A 16,589-nucleotide genomic window follows, 5' to 3' on the forward strand; every position below is an offset into this window, starting at 1 on the left:
TGTGAAATACACATCTGTAAGCTGACCAGAACCGCAGAGGGCGGGAACGCGAATCGCGTTCCCGCCCTCTGCGCGTTGCGGCCGATTGCAGGTGTCGCTCCAGTGCAAGCACCGCCGACCGGACTAATTCGCGCGCGGCGGTGGTTGCCCCTGGAGTGACCGCCGTTCTGCTCATTTCCGGAAGCACACGTAGTGCTTCGACCAATACCGCCGCACTGCGCACCGTGGCGGCGATCGCACCGGAGGGCATCGAGACCTTCTGGTATGAGGGCCTCGCCGACCTTCCGGCATTCAGTCCCGATGACAACGGAACCGGCCATCCGTCGGTTGTCGCACTGCACGAACACATTTCGCGCGCCGACGCGGTACTGCTCTGCACACCCGAATATGCGGGCACCCTCCCCGGCAGCTTCAAGAACCTGCTGGATTGGACCGTCGGCACCGCCGACCTCTACGAAAAGCCAACGGCCTTCCTCAATGTCGCGGCCCGAGGCCGTGGTGAAGGCGCGGCCACCACCCTGACCACGGTGCTGGGCTACGTCGGTGCCATCGTCGACCCGGACACCTGCGTCCGACTCCCGGTGGCCCGCGATGCTGTCGACGGCAACGGCCTGGTCACCGCACCCGAATTTCGCACCGGCGCACTCGCGGCACTGACCCGCCTGGTCCGCCAGGCGGCCCCTGCCTGACCCATCGCAGAGGCGAGTCGAAGGGGCCGAAGCACCATTCGACTCGCCTCGATGGTCAGCTATCCGAGGACTCGGTGGATTTGCGCCAGCCGAGCAGTACCGATTCGCCTTTCTGCGCACTCCACGGCAGGAAGATGGCGACGATCAGCGCGCACACCACGACTGCGGCCGCGGCTACCAGGGATGCGGCGTGTGAACCCTGCAGGGCGGCGGTTTTCATTGCGGTGATGAGGTTTTCGCGCTGGGCGGCGAAGAACGGCGCGAGCTCTCGTTTGCGCATCTCCAGCACGCTGAGCGGACTGGCCTGCACCAGACTGCGCTCGTCGGAGTTCATCATCCCGGCGGGCACCCGATCGATCAACGGTGCGACGCGAGTTGTGTAGTAGGAGGCCACAATCGAGCCGAGCACCGCGACGCCGAGCGTGCCGCCGATCTCGCGAGTGGTGTCATTGACCGCCGAACCCGCCCCCGCCTCATCGAGCGGCAGCGACGACATGATGGATTCGGTGGCCGGGCCCTGCACAATGGCCAGGCCCAGCGCCATCGCCACCATGGACGGCAGCACATCGGTGACGTAACCGCTGTCGATGGTCACCTGACCGCCCAGGTACAGCCCCGATCCGGTGAGCAATAGTCCGAATACGATCACCGGCGTGGTTCCGACCCGCGTGGCCAGCAGCGTTGCGATGGGTGCGCCGATGGCCACCGAGAACGCGAACGGCAGCGAGGCGATACCGAATTCGAGCGGGGTGTACTCGCGGACGCCTTGGAAGTACTGGGTGATCAGAAACAGGAATCCGAACATCGAGAAGTAGCCGACCGCAATTGCCAAGGCGGGCATGGAGAATCTGCGATTGCGGAACAGTCGCATATCGAGAATCGGTGCGCTGCTACGCAATTCCCACACAATGAAGGCGGCGAGCAAAACGATGCCGAGTGCGGCAACGCACAGGGTGGTCATCGACAGCCAGCCGTACCGCGGTGCCTCGATAATGGCCCACACCAGCAGCGTGATGCCCGCTATCGATAGCGCAATACCTGGCAGATCGAGCCGCCCCACCTGGGCAGACCGCGATTCGGGCACCCAGATGAGGGTGGCGGCCATGGCGATGAGTGCCACCGGCACATTGATCCAGAAGACCGAATGCCAGGAAAAGTGTTCCAGCAGCCAGCCGCCCGAGATCGGCCCGATCGCGATGGCGAATCCGGCCATCGCGGTCCAGGCGGCGATGGCCAGCGCGCGCTCGCGCTTGTCGGTGAAGATATTGATGATCAGCGCCAGTGTCGCGGGGAAGACCGCCGCGGCGAAGATGCCCATCGCGGCCCGGGCGGCGATGACGCTGCCCATGGACTCCGAGAGCGCGCCGCCGATCGACATCACGGCAACGCCGAGCAAACCGATGATCAGCATGCGACGGCGTCCGTACCGGTCGCCGAGATTACCGAAGGCGAGCAGTAGTCCGGCGAAGGTCAGGGTGTACGCGTCGACGACCCACTGCAGGCCGCTGACGCCGGTGGCCAACTCCACCCCGATGGAGGGGAGGGCCACGTTCACGATGGTGTTGTCGAGGACGACCAGCAGCTCAGCGAGGCAGATGACGGCCAGGGCGAGGAAGCGCCTGGTACGTCGTTCCAGCAGCACCGGTGGATCGACTATGGAGGTTGCCATAATCCGGTAGTCAAGCAGTATCTGTCACTCTTGGTAACACTTGCTGCTGGCGGCATCCGCCACATTCGAATGCCAATTGTGAGGCGCGCCACAACAATTCGGTCGCGAAAGCGTCCCGTTCGCACCCGTTTTGGCAGATGGGGGCGGGTTCGGCTACTGTGGACGGAAGTAATCGACGAGTTCGATGACTACCCAATCCGTTCTACCGAAGACCGTTGGTCGCTGCGCCCACTCGGGCGTGGTCGAAGGTCCGGCATCAAGTCGGCGGCCCACGCAGGGAGGACCGAGGCTGGGAATTGATCCGGTGCACGCCGGGTCGATCACCTGTTACGCCCCGGAACGCTCTGCGTTCGGGGCGTTTGCTTTATCGCTGGCCCCTGGTACTCGGCAGTTCGAATACGAACCGACATCCAGAGAGGAGGCGAAGTATGGCAAAACCCGAGAAGGTCACCGCGGTCGAAGAGATCACGGAGCAGTTCAGGAGCTCAACGGCCACCGTCATCACGGAATACCGTGGTCTGTCGGTCGGTAAGCTCACCGATCTGCGTCGCGCGCTCGGCGAAGGCGCTACCTACTCCGTCGCCAAGAACACCCTGGTCAAGCGTGCGGCCGCCGAGGCGGGCGTCGTTGGCCTGGACGACTTGTTCGTCGGACCGACCGCCATCGCCTTCATCAAGGGCGAGCCGGTCGATGCCGCGAAGGCCATCAAGACCTTCGCCAAGGACAACAAGGCGCTCATCATCAAGGGCGGGTACATGGACGGCAACGCGCTGTCCGTTGCCGAGGTCGAGAAGATCGCCGACCTGGAGTCCCGCGAGGTGCTGCTGGCCAAGCTGGCCGGCGCCATGAAGGGCAACCTGGCGAAGGCTGCCGGTCTGTTCAACGCTCCCGCTTCGCAGGTGGCCCGCCTGGCCGCCGCCCTGCAGGAGAAGAAGCAGGCCGAAGGCGGAGCTGCCGCCGAGTAACACCCCATGCGGGTGGATCGCGTGCGGCTCGCCCTCATAGACAACCAACTACCGAAAGGAAACAACAATGGCCAACGTTGACGAACTGCTCGAGACCTTCGCCGGAATGACCCTGCTCGAGCTGTCGGACTTCGTCAAGAAGTTCGAGGAGAAGTTCGAGGTCACCGCGGCTGCTCCGGTCGCCGTCGCCGCCGTCGCCGGTGGTGCCGCTCCGGCCGAGGCCGCCGAGGAGCAGGACGAGTTCGACGTCATCCTCGAGGGTGCGGGCGAGAAGAAGATCCAGGTCATCAAGGTGGTCCGCGAGATCGTCTCCGGCCTGGGCCTGAAGGAAGCCAAGGACCTGGTCGAGGGTGCCCCGAAGCCGATCCTGGAGAAGGTCGCCAAGGACGCCGCCGAGGCTGCCAAGGCGAAGCTGGAAGAGGCTGGCGCCAAGGTCTCGGTCAAGTAATTCACTTGACCCCGCCGAGCGACCCGCAAGTGGTCGCCACGGCTGCGTCGTCGAACGGGCGGTCCCCAGCGGGGACCGCCCGTTTGCTTTGCCCCGGCGCCTGCGACGGTAATGCGATTACTGAGAGTGATTCGGGGTTACTCTTCGGTCAGGTTAGGGTGTGCCGCGTCATGCTCATGGGATACAGTGACCGCACCCACTGTGACGCGACACACCGTGATACCCGATAGCGCGGTTCGCCGGTGGGCTGCTCGCTGAGAATTTGTGGAGGTAGGCGTGGGCGTCGAGGTCAGGACCGAAGGTGTTACCAAATCCTTTGGTTCACAGCGTATTTGGCAGGATGTCTCGCTGACGCTGCCTTCGGGTGAGGTCAGCGCGCTGCTCGGCCCCTCGGGTACCGGTAAATCGGTGTTTTTGAAGTCGTTGATCGGTTTGCTGCGTCCGGAGCGCGGTTCGATCTTTATCGATGGCACCGATATCACCACCTGCTCCAATAAGGAGCTCTACGAAATCCGCAAGCTGTTCGGTGTGCTGTTCCAGGACGGTGCGTTGTTCGGGTCGATGAACCTGTTCGACAATGTGGCGTTCCCGTTGCGTGAGCACACCAAGAAGTCCGAGTCCGAGATCAAGAAGATCGTGATGGAGAAGCTCGAGCTGACCGGTCTGCTCGGCGCGGAGGGCAAGCTGCCGGGTGAGATCTCCGGTGGTATGCGCAAGCGTGCCGGTCTGGCGCGGGCGCTGGTGCTGGATCCGCAGATCATTCTGGTCGACGAGCCCGACTCCGGCTTGGATCCGGTGCGTACCTCGTATCTGTCGCAGTTGCTGATCGATATCAACGCTCAAATCGACGCGACGATCCTGATCGTGACCCACAACATCAACCTGGCCCGTACGGTGCCCGACAACATCGGCATGCTGTTCCGCCGCTCGCTGGTGATGTTCGGTCCGCGCGAGGTGCTGCTCACCTCGGAGGAGCCGGTGGTCAAGCAGTTCCTCAACGGTCGCATGATCGGTCCGATCGGTATGTCGGAGGAGAAGGACGAGGCCCAGATGGCGCGCGAGCAGGCGCTCGTCGACGCCGGTCACCATCACGGTGGCGCCGAAGAGGTCGAGGGCATCATCCCGCAGATGCGGGCCACTCCGGGTATGCCGGTACGTCAGGCGGCACTTCGCCGCAAGGAGCGCGTCCGCGAAATCATGCACACCCTGCCGCATGCGGCCCAGGTGGCTATTCGTGAGTCACTTGCGGAGAGCGACGATACGCAGGTGATGGCGTATCAGAACGGCGACCTCGGTGGATACCAAGGTGGGTCCTTGGACACAACCGTGCGCCACAACACAACTAACGGGTAACATCTGCGATCGTGTATTCCACCCTGGCGCGATTGCGGACTCCTGTGGAGTCGGGGTTTGGCCAGGCCGGCAACATCTTTGCGCTGCTCATCGACGTTATGCGCAAGACGTTCAAGCGGCCTTTCCAGTTGCGCGAATTCATCGAGCAGTCGTGGTTCATCGCGAGTGTCTCGATCCTGCCGAGCGCACTGGTCGCCATTCCGTTCGGTGCGGTTGTCGCGCTGCAGACCGGCTCGTTGATCAAACAACTCGGCGCCGAATCCTTTACCGGCGCCACGAGCGTGCTGGCTACCGTCCAGCAGGCTGCCCCCGTTGTCACCGCGTTGATCATCGCGGGTGCGGCCGGATCGGCGGTTGCCGCCGATCTCGGCTCGCGCACCATCCGTGAGGAGATCGACGCGCTCGAGGTGCTCGGCGTCGATCCGGTGCAAAAGCTGGTTGTGCCACGCGTTCTCGGCATGATGCTGGTCGCACTGCTGCTCAACGGCCTGGTGTCGGTGGTCGGCATCGCCGGTGGCTATTTCTTCAATGTCGGGCTGCAGGGCGGCACGCCCGGCGCCTACCTCGCCTCGTTCTCCGCACTGGCTCAGCTGCCGGACCTGTGGATCGGCGAAATCAAGGCCCTGATATTCGGTCTGCTCGCTGGCGTAATCGCCGCGTACAAGGGCTTGCATCCCAAAGGGGGCCCGAAAGGAGTCGGAGACGCGGTGAACCAATCCGTGGTCATCACATTCATGGTGTTGTTCTTCGTGAACTTGATCCTGACCCTGGTGTATCTGCAGGTCGTCCCCGCTAAGGGCGCCTGACCCGTGGCCACCTCGTACCGTCCCCCGGCCCTGGCGAAATCCGCCCGCCGGGTCCGTGAGATCGCGCGCATACCGGTGAACGTCGTCGACCGCGCCGGCGATCAGATGTCGTTCTACTCCAAGGCCATTGCCTGGATTCCGCGCACCGCTGTGCACTACCGCAAGGAGGTCATGCGGCTGCTCGCCGAGGTGACCTTCGGCAGTGGCGCGCTCGCCGTCATCGGCGGCACCATCGGCGTCATCATCTTCATGTCCGGTTCGGTCGGCGTTGTCGTCGGCCTGCAGGGCTTCAAGGCCTTGGACTCGCTCGGCAGCTCGGTGCTGACCGGCTTCCTCACCGCCTATATCAATACCCGTGAGATCGCGCCGCTGGTCGCCGCGCTCGCGCTATCGGCAACGGTCGGTTGTGGTTTCACCGCTCAGCTCGGTGCGATGCGGATCTCCGAGGAGATCGACGCACTCGAGGTGATGGCGGTGCCGGGTGTGCCTTTCCTGGTGACTACCCGGGTGATCGCGGGCTTCCTCGCGGTCATTCCGCTCTACATTGTCGGCCTGCTCGGCACATTCCTGGCATCACGAATGATCAGCATCTGGTTCAACGGACAATCCAGTGGCTCCTATGACCACTATTTCGGTCTGTTCCTGCCACCCGAAGACGTCTTATATTCGTTCGTCAAAGTCCTGGTCTTCGCATTCGTGATCATCATGGTGCATTGCTATTACGGCTTCAACGCCACCGGCGGACCGGCCGGTGTCGGCGTCGCGGTGGGTCGCGCGGTGCGCGCGGCGATTGTGTTGGTGAATGTTCTGGACTTCTTCCTCAGCCTCGCCATTTGGGGTACGACAACGACGGTGCGGGTTGCGGGATGAGGGCACCGATCATCGAAACGGCAAGCAGTGAGGTGCCGTCATGAGTAATCGCGTGCAGATGTGGCGCGCGACGGAGAAATTGCGCGTCCGACTGCTCGGCATCGCGTTCTTCGTGGTCTGTGCACTATTTCTGGTGACGACGGTCGCGATCTACAACAAGGCGTTCGTCGACACCGTCCGGGTCAACCTGGTCACCGACAGTGTGGGAAATGCGCTGACCCGCAATGCCGATGTGAAGGTGCGCGGCGTCAACGTCGGCGAGGTCAGGTCCAGCCGATCCGAGAGTGGTCAGGTGACCCTCGACCTGGCGATCGATCCCGGCAAGGCCACCCAGATTCCGGTCAACGCCACGGCTCGGCTGCTGCCGAAGACGCTCTTCGGCGAGCGGTACGTGGACCTCATCATCCCGGACGAACCCAGCAAGCAGCACCTGACCGCTGGCGTCACGCTGCATCAGGACAAGAGCGGCAATGCCATCGAGATCAGCAAGCTGCTCGACGATGTGCTGCCGCTGCTGCAGGCGATTCCGCCGCAGGACCTCGCCTCCACCCTCGGTGCGCTGTCGCAGGCGCTATCGGGTCAGGGTGTGGCACTGGGTGAGTCGGTGGACAAGCTGGACACCATCTTCCGCGACCTCAACGGTGTGATGCCCGATATCAAGCAGGATCTGGTGAGCTTCGCCGATGTGGCGGCCACCTACTCCGACGCCCTGCCGCAGCTGGTCGACGCATTCGACAATCTGCGCACCACCAACGCGACCATCGTGCAGCGCCGCCCGCAGATCGACACGCTGCTGGCGACGCTGAACCCGACCGCGGCCAGCACCGCGGACTTCCTGATCGCCAACCGCGACAACATCATCGACCTGGCCGCCGACTCCCGCCCCGCGCTGGAACTGCTGGCCACCTATTCGCCGACCTACGCCTGCGCGATGGCGAACTTCGCCAAGATGAAGCCGCGCATCGACCAGATCATGGGTATGGGCACCTCGCGGCCCGGCTCCCGAGTGTCGGTGGAGCTGACCAATACCCGCGGTAAGTACCTGCCCAACCAGGACGAGCCACGCTGGCTCGACACCCGCGGACCGTGGTGTGTGCCGGAGTACCCGGTGTTCACCGATCCGGGCCAGTACACCGGCGGACCGAGCAATGACGGCTCCTATGCGGTGCCCAGCCGCAATCCGGGTGACCAGGTCAGCGGCAACTTGCCGGTGCCGCAGTTCGGGATGTATCCGGCCGCGAATGTGCCGACCACGGTGGGTTCGCCGACCGAACAGCGGACCCTCGGCGCGATCTATGGTGCGGCGAACGGTGTTTCGCCCGAGCAGGTGCCCAGCTGGGTCACCCGGATCGGTGCACCCGCATTCCGCGGCAGCGAGGTGAGCGTGCGATGAAGGAAAAGATGCGCGGCCTCGGATCGCCGCTGACCAAACTCGTCATCTTCATCATCGTCACCCTTTTCGCAACCACGGTCCTCGGGCTCTCGATCGCGAACTACACCGGCCGCGGCACCCCGTTCAAGGCCCGCTTCACCGATGTCACCTCGCTCAACCCCGGCGACGAGGTGCGCATCGCGGGCGTACGGGTCGGCAAGGTCACCAGTGTCTCGATCGTGGACAAGCGCCAGGCCGAGGTCGGCTTCGAACTGACCGACCGCAATTGGCTGCCCGCCTCGACGACGGTGACCATCCGCTACCGAAACCTGGTCGGCCAGCGCTATATCGCGCTCGAACAGGGCGCGGGGGAGCAGGGCCGCAAGCTCAACAAGGGCGCGACCATCGGGCTCGAGCACACCAAGCCAGCGCTGAACCTGACCACGCTGTTCAACGGCTTCCGGCCGCTGTTCCAGACGCTCACCGCCGATGATGTGAACAAGCTGTCCTACGAGATCATTCAGGTCTTCCAGGGCGAGCAGGGCACCATTCACGATCTGGTGGCGACCACCGCGAATCTGACCAACAAGATCGCCGATAAGGACGCCGTCATCGGTGAGCTGGTGAAGAACCTGACGGCGGTGCTCAATGCGGTCAATGAGCGCGAGGGTCAGTTCGATCAGCTGATCGTCAACACCGAGGCGCTGGTCAGCGGGCTGGCCGCCGACCGCGACACCATCGGCAGCTCGGTGACCTCGCTCGGCAATCTGGCCTCGGCCACCGCGGATCTGCTGGTGCCGACTCGCCCGACGTTGCAGGGCTCGATCGCCGGACTCAGCCAGCTGACCGGCACCATCGACGAGCGCAAGGACGAAGTGAATACGGCGCTGACCAACCTGCCGATCAAGATGGAAAAACTCGGCCGCGCCGGCAGTTACGGCTCGTGGTTCCAGTTCTACCTGTGCGGTATCGACATCGTGGTCGGGCCGGGCGCGGTGGACGCACCGCAGCTCAACCTCCCGGCCGGGCTGCCGACGGTCAACCAGCCGATCTACACCAATGCCGCACCACGCTGCCAGGGGAAGGGAGGTCACTGATGGACGACCGGATCCTGCTCGGCAAGCGCAGCCCCGCGTTCATGGGTGTGCTCGGCCTTGCCATGGTGCTGCTCGTGACGATCTCCGCGTTCTTCCTGGACCGGCTGCCGATCATCGGCGCTGGTACCAAATACACCGCGGAGTTCTCCGAGGCCGCTGGCCTCAAGAAGGGCAATGAGGTGCGCATCGCGGGCGTGAAAGTCGGTGCGGTATCGGATGTTCGGCTCGACGGCAACAAGGTGCTGGTCGACTTCCGCACCCAGGACGCCTGGATCGGCAACGAGACGACCGCCTCCATCCAGATCAAGACCGTGCTCGGCCAGAAGTACCTGGCGCTGGACCCGAAGGGCTCCGAGCCCGCGAATCCGAGCAAGGCGATCCCGCTGTCACGCACGGTATCTCCGTACGACGTGGTGGACGCGTTCAGCGATGCGGCCAACAACATCGACAAGATCGACACCGCACAGCTGGCCACCAGCATGCGAGTGCTCTCCGAGGCGTTCGAAACGACGCCGCCGGAGATCCGCAACTCCATCGACGGCGTGGCCCGGCTCTCGGAGACGCTGGCCAAGCGCGATGAGGAGCTGAAGAAGCTGTTCGCCGCGGCCAGGCAGACCACCGGAGTGCTCGCGGACCGCAATCAGCAGTTCGAGCGCCTGCTCGCCAATGGCGGACAGCTGTTGGCGGAGCTGAATATTCGGCAGCAGTCGATCGCGCAGCTGCTCAGCGGCGCCAGGACGGTGTCCGCCGAGCTGAGTGCACTCGTCGCCGACAACGAGAAGCAGATCGGGACGGCGCTGACCAACCTGAAGTCAGCGATCGACCTGCTGAACGACAACCAGCAGAACATTTCCAAGACGCTGGAACTCGCGGCCCCGTTCTACGGCCTCTACGCCAACGTACTCGGCACCGGCCGCTGGTTCGACGCGGTGATCGTGAACCTGGTCCCGCCCGGCCTGCCGGAGATTCCGGGCAACCGGCCGCCGGTGCGCACCATGGGAGGTAACTGACATGGGGGTGAACTGGCCTCGTAAGGAACCGCTGACCACACTGCGGTCCTCGGGTCGTGGCACCAAGGTGGCCATCGCGATCGGTTTGATCGCGGCATTGGTCGTGGCCGGGGCGCTCTGGTGGCTCTTCGACCGGATGACCACAACCAAGATCACCGCATACTTCGACCGCTCCGTCGGCATTTACCAGGGTTCGGATGTGCGGATACTCGGTGTGCCGGTCGGGCACGTGGATTCGGTTGAGCCGCAAGGTGATCAGGTCAAGGTGGTGATGAGTGTCGACCGCAAATACGACATCCCCGCCGAAGCCAAGGCCGCGCAGATCACGCCATCGATCGTCTCCGATCGCTACATCCAGCTGACCCCGGCCTACTCCGGCGGTCCGAAAATGGCGCGCACCGCGACCATTCCGCGCGATCGCACGGTCACCCCGGTCGAGGTCGACCAGCTGTACAAGAGCATTACCGAACTCTCCGACGCGTTGGGCCCCAATGGCGCCAATGCCGAGGGCGCGGTGAACCAACTGGTACGCACCTCGGCGGCGAATCTGGCGGGCAACGGCGAGGCGCTGGCCAACAGCATCACTCAGCTCTCGCGCGCGACGCGGTACCTCAGTGATACCCGCGGCGATATCTTCGACACGGTCAAGAATCTGCAGACCTTCGTCACCATGCTGGCCCAGAACGACCAGCAGGTGCGGCAGTTCAATGCCCAGCTCGCGGATCTGTCGACCTTCCTCGCCGGGGAACGCCAGGATCTCGGTGCGGCGCTGAATCTGCTGTCGATCGCACTGGGTGATGTCGCCCGGTTCATCGATGAGAATCGGGATCTGGTCCAGCAGAACGCCAAGGGCCTGACCACGCTCACCGCGACGCTGGCCAAGCAGCGCGATGATCTGGCCGCGGCGTTGCCGGTGCTGCCGCTGGCACTGAGCAATCTGATCAATATCCACAACGCGGAATCCGGCACCCTCGATATGCGCGCCAACCTCACCGATCTGCAGGACCCGTTCGGTGTGGTGTGCAAGATGCTCGACCTGAGCAAGTTGATGCCCGGCGATCCGAAATTCGAGGCGCTCGGCAAGCAGATGCGCCCGATTCTGGAGCACTGCAAGGAGATCACCGATCAGATCACCGCGGGCGTGCAGACGCCGACGCTGATCCTGCCGTTCGGCATTCTCAGCGGTGAGAACGAGCAGCGCGCCCCGGTGCCCGGCACCGTTCCGGGCACCCCGTCCGATCAACTTCCGCCCTCGCAGGGAGGTGGCCAGCGATGAACAAGCGAGTCCGTTCCGCGGCACGCACTCTCCGTGTAGCGACTGCTCGCAGGTCGCTCGAAAAGGTCGGCGTAGCGATTGCTTGCAGGTCGCTCGAAAAGGTCCGCGTAGCGACTGCTCGCAGGTCGCTCGAAATGGTCCGCGTAGCGACTGCTCGCAGGTCGCTCGAAATGGTCGGCTCCGCGCTGGTGGTCGGCATGAGCGCGGTCCTGGTGACCTCGTGTTCCTCCGAAGGCATCTACGCGGTACCGCTGCCCGGTGGCGCCGATGTCGGTGACCATCCGATGACCATCGATATCCGCTTCGACGATGTACTCGATCTGGTGCCGCAGTCCGCGGTCAAGGTCGAGGGCGTTGCGGTGGGTCGGGTCGAGGACATCGCGCTCGCACCGGACGGCTGGACCGCCAGTGTGCGCACCGTGGTGAACTCCTCGGTTGATCTGCCAGCCAACGCGCGGGCCGAGGTGCGGCAGTCGAATCTGCTCGGCGAGAAGTTCATCGAGCTGTCCAAGCCCACCGATCAGCCCGACACCAAGAAGCTGACCAACGGGTCGGTCATTCCGGCCGACCGCACCAGGCACGCGACCGAGGTCGAGCAGGTGCTCGGTGCGTTGTCATTGCTGCTCAACGGCGGCGGCGTCGCGCAATTGCAGCCCATTGTCACCGAGCTGAACAAGACCCTGGGCGGTCGTGAGGAGCGGGTGCGCTCGCTGCTCGATCAGGCCAATAAATTGATCGCGGGGCTGAACGATCAGGTCGACGACATCACCAGGGCCATCGACGGACTCGCCACGCTGAGCAACCGGGTGAGCACCCAGACCGATCAGATCAGCAAGATCATCAATGAGCTGCCGCAGGGCATCAAGATCCTGAACGAGCAACGGCCGCAACTGATTGCGCTGCTCCAGCAGCTGGATCGGGTGGGGCAGGCCGGATTCGACGTGCTGAACCACTCCAAGGACGATCTGATCAAGGATCTGACCTCGCTGCGTCCGACCCTGCAGGAACTCGGCAGGGCCGCACCGGATCTGGTCACGGCGCTGCCCCTGGTGCCGACCTATCCGTTCCCGGACTCCACACTGGAGGGCACCTTCGGCGGCCAGGTGAACACCTGGCTCTCGGTGGACCAGCAGATCGGTGTCACGCTGAGCAATCTCGGCGTCGGCAAGGGCGATCCGGTGTACATCCCGCCGCCGTACGGCCCGGAAGTGCCGGTGAATCCGACCAATCCGTACTACGGCGGCAATGGCCCGCGCCCGGGTTGGCCGACGGTTTCGCTGCTGCCGCTGCCGCCCAACATGCCTCGCTTCCCGGCTGGCCTGCCGCAACTGCCGGCCGGACCGCTCGGGGCGATTCTCGACCAAATCGGAGGTGGTCGGCGATGACCCGCCTGGTGCGCTATCAGCTGATCGCGTTCGCCGTGATCGCGGTGCTCGGCGTGGTTTTCGTCGGCGCCAAATACGTTCGGCTCGATCACATGCTGGGCATCGGCGAGTACCACGTGAAGGTCGAGGCCAAGCAGACCGGCGGCATCTACAAGGGCGCCGAGGTGACCTACCGCGGCGTCCCGGTCGGCCGAGTCGGCGATCTCGAACTCACCGACACCGGTGTGGCGATCAAACTCGTGCTGGATTCGAGCGCGCCGAAGGTCCCGGAATCGGCGCGCGCCGTCATTGCCAACCGGTCGGCCATCGGTGAGCAGTATGTCGACCTGCAGCCCGATGCCGACCACGGCCCGTACCTGCGCGACGGTTCGGTGATCAGCTCGGCGACGACACCGGTCTCGGTCGAGCAACTGGTGCAGAGCGTGGACACCTTCACCCGCTCGGTTGATCTCACCGCGCTGAACAAAACCGTCACCGAACTCGGCCGGGCCTTCGACGGCAAGGGCGACGATCTAAAAGTCTTCGTGGATTCGCTGAACAAGTTCACCGCGGCATTCAGCGACAGCCTGCCGCAGACGATCCAGCTGATCCGGGACGGCCGGATCGCGCTGGGCACCCAGGCGGACCAGTCGAGCTATATCCGGCAGTTCAGCCAGGGTCTCGACGAGCTCACCGCGCAGCTGCGCTCCAGCGATCCGGATATCCGGCGGCTGATCGGCACCGGCACCGACGCGGGCGAACAGGTCAGCGCACTGCTGAAGGAGAGCGGCGGCGCACTCACCGAGGATCTGGCCAACCTGCGTCAGCTGATGGTGTCCATCTCGCCGAAGTTCTACGCACTGCGTCCGTTGCTGCAGATGATTCCGTCGCTGTCCATCGGCGCGTCGTCCACCGCACCCGGTGACGGCACCAGCCACTTCGGCCTGGTGCTCGAGGTGAACAACCCACCCGCCTGCACCCAGGGCTACGAGGGCACCCAGCGCATCCTCGAGCAGATGAAGCGGGAGAATCCGGACTTCGACGACACCCGCGACGAATTCCCGTTCAATAAGGACGCGAAATGCACGGTGCCGTTTGGTAATCCAACGGCGGTACGGGGCGGAGCGCGCGCCGATCTGGCCGATCCGAGCATTGTCCAGCCCTGGGATTCGACCCCGAAAACCGATCCGGAGAAGCTGAACCTCAACCCGATCGCCGTGCAGATGGCCACCCTGTTGGGGGTCACGCCCAAGCGGTGAACAGGACCTATGCGGCTACGCCGCAGTAACTGAAGTTAGGGTGTCTCGCCGTGAGTGAGCGAAGCGAGCGAACCAAGGGCACAGCGCCCATGATGGGCACGACCGTGCCGAGCGCTAGCGAGGTACGGTCGTGAGCATCGACATGTCCAAGGAAACGCCGGTTGTCACCGGCACCGATTCCACGGAAGCTGATGCCGCGGCGCATGACGCGACGGCATCGGTTTCCGCGCACCCGGCAGAGGCGTCCGCTGACGCTCCCGCCGGTCGACTCGCGGTCACCATGGCCGCGGCCGCCGCGCTGGTCGTTGCGTTGATCGCCGCGGCCTGGTTCGGCACCGGCTGGGTGCGTGCGGCGTTCTTCACCGACGGTCCGCGCGCCGATGCGCGCGATACCGCCCTCGCCGACGCCAGGCAGGCCGCGATCAACCTGATGTCGCTGGATCCCAATGATGTCGACGGTTCGATCAAGCTGATCCAGTCCTCGATGACCGGATCGCTGCTCGATGACGCCACCAAGACCCAGGAGCAATTCCGCTCGCAGGCCACCGAGGCCAAGACCAGGCTGGAATCCAAGGTCGTCGGTTCCGCGCTGACCGCGCTGAACTCCGAGCGGGATCACGCGTCGGCGCTCATCGTGTTGCAGACCACCAGGACCGCACCGAATGCCGCGCCGTATGCCTACCGGCAGACCTGGGCGCTGGACCTGGTCGAACAGGGTGACGTGTGGAAGGCCGAGAAGGCGAGTCCGCTGAGTCAGCCCATCCCCGTGAATCAGCCGGCTGCCGGGCAGACCGGTGCGACGCCGTCCGCGGGCGCCACCCCGCCCAAGCCTGGATCGTAGGAGAACCCGCCATGGCATCTCGTCGACCAGTCAATCGGGTCACTCCCCGCAACCGTCCCACCGTCGGCCGCACCGCGGCCAGCACCGGATCCGCCGCCACCCGCCGTGGCGCCCGCGCGACCGACGAGTCCATCGCGAAGCGCAGGACCAAGGTGGCGGGCACGACCGAGCCGGTACGTCCCGCTCCACGGCCCGCACCGTCGCGGCCCTGGTCCCAGCGGCTGCGCCTGGGGCAGGGGTGGGGGCTGGTCCCGGCCATGCTCATCGCCACCGTGCTGCTCGGCGCATTCGCCACGGTCGCGGCCTTCCGTCCGGGTATCGACGATTCGAACCAGGGCTACGTGGACACCAAGGCCACCGAGGAGGTGACCGCGGCCGCCTCCCATGCGCTGAAGACCATTTACGCCTACGACGTGAACAAACTCGACGGCTACAAGGATGCCGTGCACGCGGTCGTCACCGGCCAGATGCTGACCGATTTCGACAAGTACGCCGATACCAATCTCGCCGCCCTGAAACAGGCGCAGACCAGCGCCGATGCGCTCGCCGATCCGATCGGGGTGACCTTGCTCACCGAGGATCGGGCCGAGCTGCTGGTGAACTTCGTGGTCAGCGCGAACAAGAACGGCGTCGCGCAGCAGAGCGCGTCCGGCCCGATCGTGCTGAAGATGCAGAAGGTCGACGGAAAGTGGCTGGCCTCGGCCATCGTCGACCAGTAATCGCTTGCGGGCCCTGCCACTTGACGAGTTTCGCCGGACACGTCACGCTATTCACAACAGCGGCAGCTGTCACAGTGGCTTCATGAGCCCCGTGGCTACCCGACGCAGCCAGCGATTCGGGCATGACACACGGTCATAACGGTCACGGCGTGCCGCCACGTGGCGGCTGGTTCTGGTGGTACTTTGACACCACCTTGCGTATGGGTGTACGGTTGGACGTTGCGCTGGCTGCCTCCTGTCCATACCTCGATTTGCACACGTAAGTTCCACCCTTCCGGTGTTACTTCCGTTGTTGCCTGTTCGGGTTTCGTTCGGGTTGTAACCAGCGGAATTCGTAGCAGACAAGCGACGGTCGCGGACCACCACGCGACGCGCGTGAGGTGCTGGAAGGACGCATCTTGGCAGTCTCCACCCAGACCAAGGCAGTTGCCGGAATCCCCGGAGCCCCGTTGCGGGTGTCTTTCGCGAAGATCCGTGAACCCTTGGAGGTGCCCGGACTTCTCGATCTACAGACCGACTCATTTGCATGGTTGATCGGCTCGCCTTCGTGGCGTGAAAAAGCCGCGGCTCGCGGCGACGGCGGACTAACGGGCGGTCTGGAGGAGGTACTCGAGGAGCTCTCGCCGATCGAGGACTTCTCCGGCTCCATGTCCCTGTCTTTCTCGGATCCTCGTTTCGAGGAGGTCAAGGCCTCCATCGACGAGTGCAAAGACAAGGACATGACCTACGCGGCGCCGTTGTTCGTGACCGCCGAGTTCATCAACAACAACACCGGTGAGATCAAGAGCCAGACGGTCTTCATGGGTGATTTCCCGATGATGACCGATAAGGGCACGTTCATCATCAATGGC

Annotated in this window: 15 protein-coding genes and 1 pseudogene; 15 read left to right on the forward strand and 1 reads right to left on the reverse strand. The window is 64.3% G+C overall.

Annotation, left to right across the window (positions count from 1 at the left end; genetic code table 11):
- Window positions 1-155 precede the first annotated feature (155 nt).
- Window positions 156-689, forward strand: a complete 534-nt coding sequence (locus ABZW16_RS38535) for an NADPH-dependent FMN reductase (RefSeq protein ID WP_354961080.1) — start codon at window positions 156-158, stop codon at window positions 687-689.
- A gap of 55 nt (window positions 690-744) precedes the next feature.
- Here the strand turns inward: ABZW16_RS38535 and ABZW16_RS38540 are convergent, their stop codons facing one another.
- Window positions 745-2,358, reverse strand: coding sequence for an MFS transporter (locus ABZW16_RS38540; protein ID WP_354961081.1), 1,614 nt, complete (start codon window positions 2,356-2,358; stop codon window positions 745-747).
- A gap of 428 nt (window positions 2,359-2,786) precedes the next feature.
- Here ABZW16_RS38540 and rplJ point away from each other — a divergent pair, with 428 nt between their 5' ends.
- From rplJ to ABZW16_RS38610, 14 genes and pseudogenes are all read left to right on the forward strand, one after another.
- Window positions 2,787-3,323, forward strand: a complete 537-nt coding sequence (gene rplJ, locus ABZW16_RS38545) for a 50S ribosomal protein L10 (RefSeq protein ID WP_354961082.1) — start codon at window positions 2,787-2,789, stop codon at window positions 3,321-3,323.
- A gap of 67 nt (window positions 3,324-3,390) precedes the next feature.
- On the forward strand, window positions 3,391-3,771 hold the full coding sequence (gene rplL / locus ABZW16_RS38550) for a 50S ribosomal protein L7/L12 (protein WP_354961083.1): 381 nt from the start codon (window positions 3,391-3,393) through the stop codon (window positions 3,769-3,771).
- A gap of 276 nt (window positions 3,772-4,047) precedes the next feature.
- Window positions 4,048-5,124 carry an ATP-binding cassette domain-containing protein gene (locus ABZW16_RS38555; RefSeq protein WP_354961084.1) on the forward strand — a complete coding sequence of 359 codons (1,077 nt, stop codon included), beginning with the start codon at window positions 4,048-4,050 and terminating at the stop codon, window positions 5,122-5,124.
- A gap of 98 nt (window positions 5,125-5,222) precedes the next feature.
- Window positions 5,223-5,930 carry an ABC transporter permease gene (locus ABZW16_RS38560; protein ID WP_354961092.1) on the forward strand — a complete coding sequence of 236 codons (708 nt, stop codon included), beginning with the start codon at window positions 5,223-5,225 and terminating at the stop codon, window positions 5,928-5,930.
- 105 nt (window positions 5,931-6,035) lie between these two features.
- On the forward strand, window positions 6,036-6,800 hold the full coding sequence (locus ABZW16_RS38565; RefSeq protein WP_354961093.1) for an ABC transporter permease: 765 nt from the start codon (window positions 6,036-6,038) through the stop codon (window positions 6,798-6,800).
- Window positions 6,801-6,840: 40 nt separating this feature from the next.
- Complete coding sequence (locus ABZW16_RS38570; RefSeq protein WP_354961085.1) at window positions 6,841-8,193, forward strand: MCE family protein; 1,353 nt, start codon at window positions 6,841-6,843, stop codon at window positions 8,191-8,193.
- Between the two features lie 8 nt (window positions 8,194-8,201).
- Window positions 8,202-9,269 carry an MCE family protein gene (locus tag ABZW16_RS38575; protein WP_354961094.1) on the forward strand — a complete coding sequence of 356 codons (1,068 nt, stop codon included), beginning with the start codon at window positions 8,202-8,204 and terminating at the stop codon, window positions 9,267-9,269.
- Window positions 9,269-10,279 (forward strand): MCE family protein, encoded by a 1,011-nt coding sequence (locus ABZW16_RS38580; RefSeq protein WP_354961086.1) that lies wholly within the window; start codon window positions 9,269-9,271, stop codon window positions 10,277-10,279. Before ABZW16_RS38575 ends, ABZW16_RS38580 begins: the two co-directional genes overlap by 1 nt.
- 1 nt (window position 10,280) lies before the next feature.
- The gene (locus tag ABZW16_RS38585; RefSeq protein ID WP_354961087.1) at window positions 10,281-11,555 is read left to right on the forward strand and encodes an MCE family protein; all 1,275 of its coding nucleotides are present in this window, start codon (window positions 10,281-10,283) and stop codon (window positions 11,553-11,555) included.
- Between the two features lie 170 nt (window positions 11,556-11,725).
- Window positions 11,726-12,940: an MCE family protein gene (locus ABZW16_RS38590; protein WP_354961088.1), complete on the forward strand. Its 1,215-nt coding sequence runs from the start codon at window positions 11,726-11,728 to the stop codon at window positions 12,938-12,940.
- Window positions 12,937-14,178, forward strand: coding sequence for an MCE family protein (locus tag ABZW16_RS38595; RefSeq protein WP_354961089.1), 1,242 nt, complete (start codon window positions 12,937-12,939; stop codon window positions 14,176-14,178). Before ABZW16_RS38590 ends, ABZW16_RS38595 begins: the two co-directional genes overlap by 4 nt.
- Before the next feature lie 130 nt (window positions 14,179-14,308).
- Window positions 14,309-15,019 (forward strand): hypothetical protein, encoded by a 711-nt coding sequence (locus ABZW16_RS38600; protein WP_354961090.1) that lies wholly within the window; start codon window positions 14,309-14,311, stop codon window positions 15,017-15,019.
- 11 nt (window positions 15,020-15,030) lie between these two features.
- Window positions 15,031-15,738, forward strand: a complete 708-nt coding sequence (locus tag ABZW16_RS38605; protein ID WP_354961091.1) for a hypothetical protein — start codon at window positions 15,031-15,033, stop codon at window positions 15,736-15,738.
- Between the two features lie 380 nt (window positions 15,739-16,118).
- Window positions 16,119-16,589: pseudogene (locus ABZW16_RS38610) on the forward strand (DNA-directed RNA polymerase subunit beta); the annotation flags it as partial.

The organism is Nocardia sp. NPDC004604 (assembly GCF_040609795.1).
In the GTDB taxonomy this organism is placed as follows: Bacteria; Actinomycetota; Actinomycetes; order Mycobacteriales; family Mycobacteriaceae; genus Nocardia.

Excerpts from the sequence above, each read along its gene's own strand:
- ABZW16_RS38540 (WP_354961081.1), bottom strand. The coding sequence starts at position 2,358 with ATGGCAACCTCCATAGTCGATCCACCGGTGCTGCTGGAACGACGTACC.
- rplJ (WP_354961082.1), top strand. The coding sequence starts at position 2,787 with ATGGCAAAACCCGAGAAGGTCACCGCGGTCGAAGAGATCACGGAGCAG.
- rplL (WP_354961083.1), top strand. The coding sequence starts at position 3,391 with ATGGCCAACGTTGACGAACTGCTCGAGACCTTCGCCGGAATGACCCTG.
- ABZW16_RS38560 (WP_354961092.1), top strand. The coding sequence starts at position 5,223 with ATGCGCAAGACGTTCAAGCGGCCTTTCCAGTTGCGCGAATTCATCGAG.
- ABZW16_RS38565 (WP_354961093.1), top strand. The coding sequence starts at position 6,036 with ATGTCGTTCTACTCCAAGGCCATTGCCTGGATTCCGCGCACCGCTGTG.
- ABZW16_RS38570 (WP_354961085.1), top strand. The coding sequence starts at position 6,841 with ATGAGTAATCGCGTGCAGATGTGGCGCGCGACGGAGAAATTGCGCGTC.
- ABZW16_RS38575 (WP_354961094.1), top strand. The coding sequence starts at position 8,202 with ATGCGCGGCCTCGGATCGCCGCTGACCAAACTCGTCATCTTCATCATC.
- ABZW16_RS38580 (WP_354961086.1), top strand. The coding sequence starts at position 9,269 with ATGGACGACCGGATCCTGCTCGGCAAGCGCAGCCCCGCGTTCATGGGT.
- ABZW16_RS38585 (WP_354961087.1), top strand. The coding sequence starts at position 10,281 with ATGGGGGTGAACTGGCCTCGTAAGGAACCGCTGACCACACTGCGGTCC.
- ABZW16_RS38590 (WP_354961088.1), top strand. The coding sequence starts at position 11,726 with ATGGTCGGCTCCGCGCTGGTGGTCGGCATGAGCGCGGTCCTGGTGACC.
- ABZW16_RS38595 (WP_354961089.1), top strand. The coding sequence starts at position 12,937 with ATGACCCGCCTGGTGCGCTATCAGCTGATCGCGTTCGCCGTGATCGCG.
- ABZW16_RS38605 (WP_354961091.1), top strand. The coding sequence starts at position 15,031 with ATGGCATCTCGTCGACCAGTCAATCGGGTCACTCCCCGCAACCGTCCC.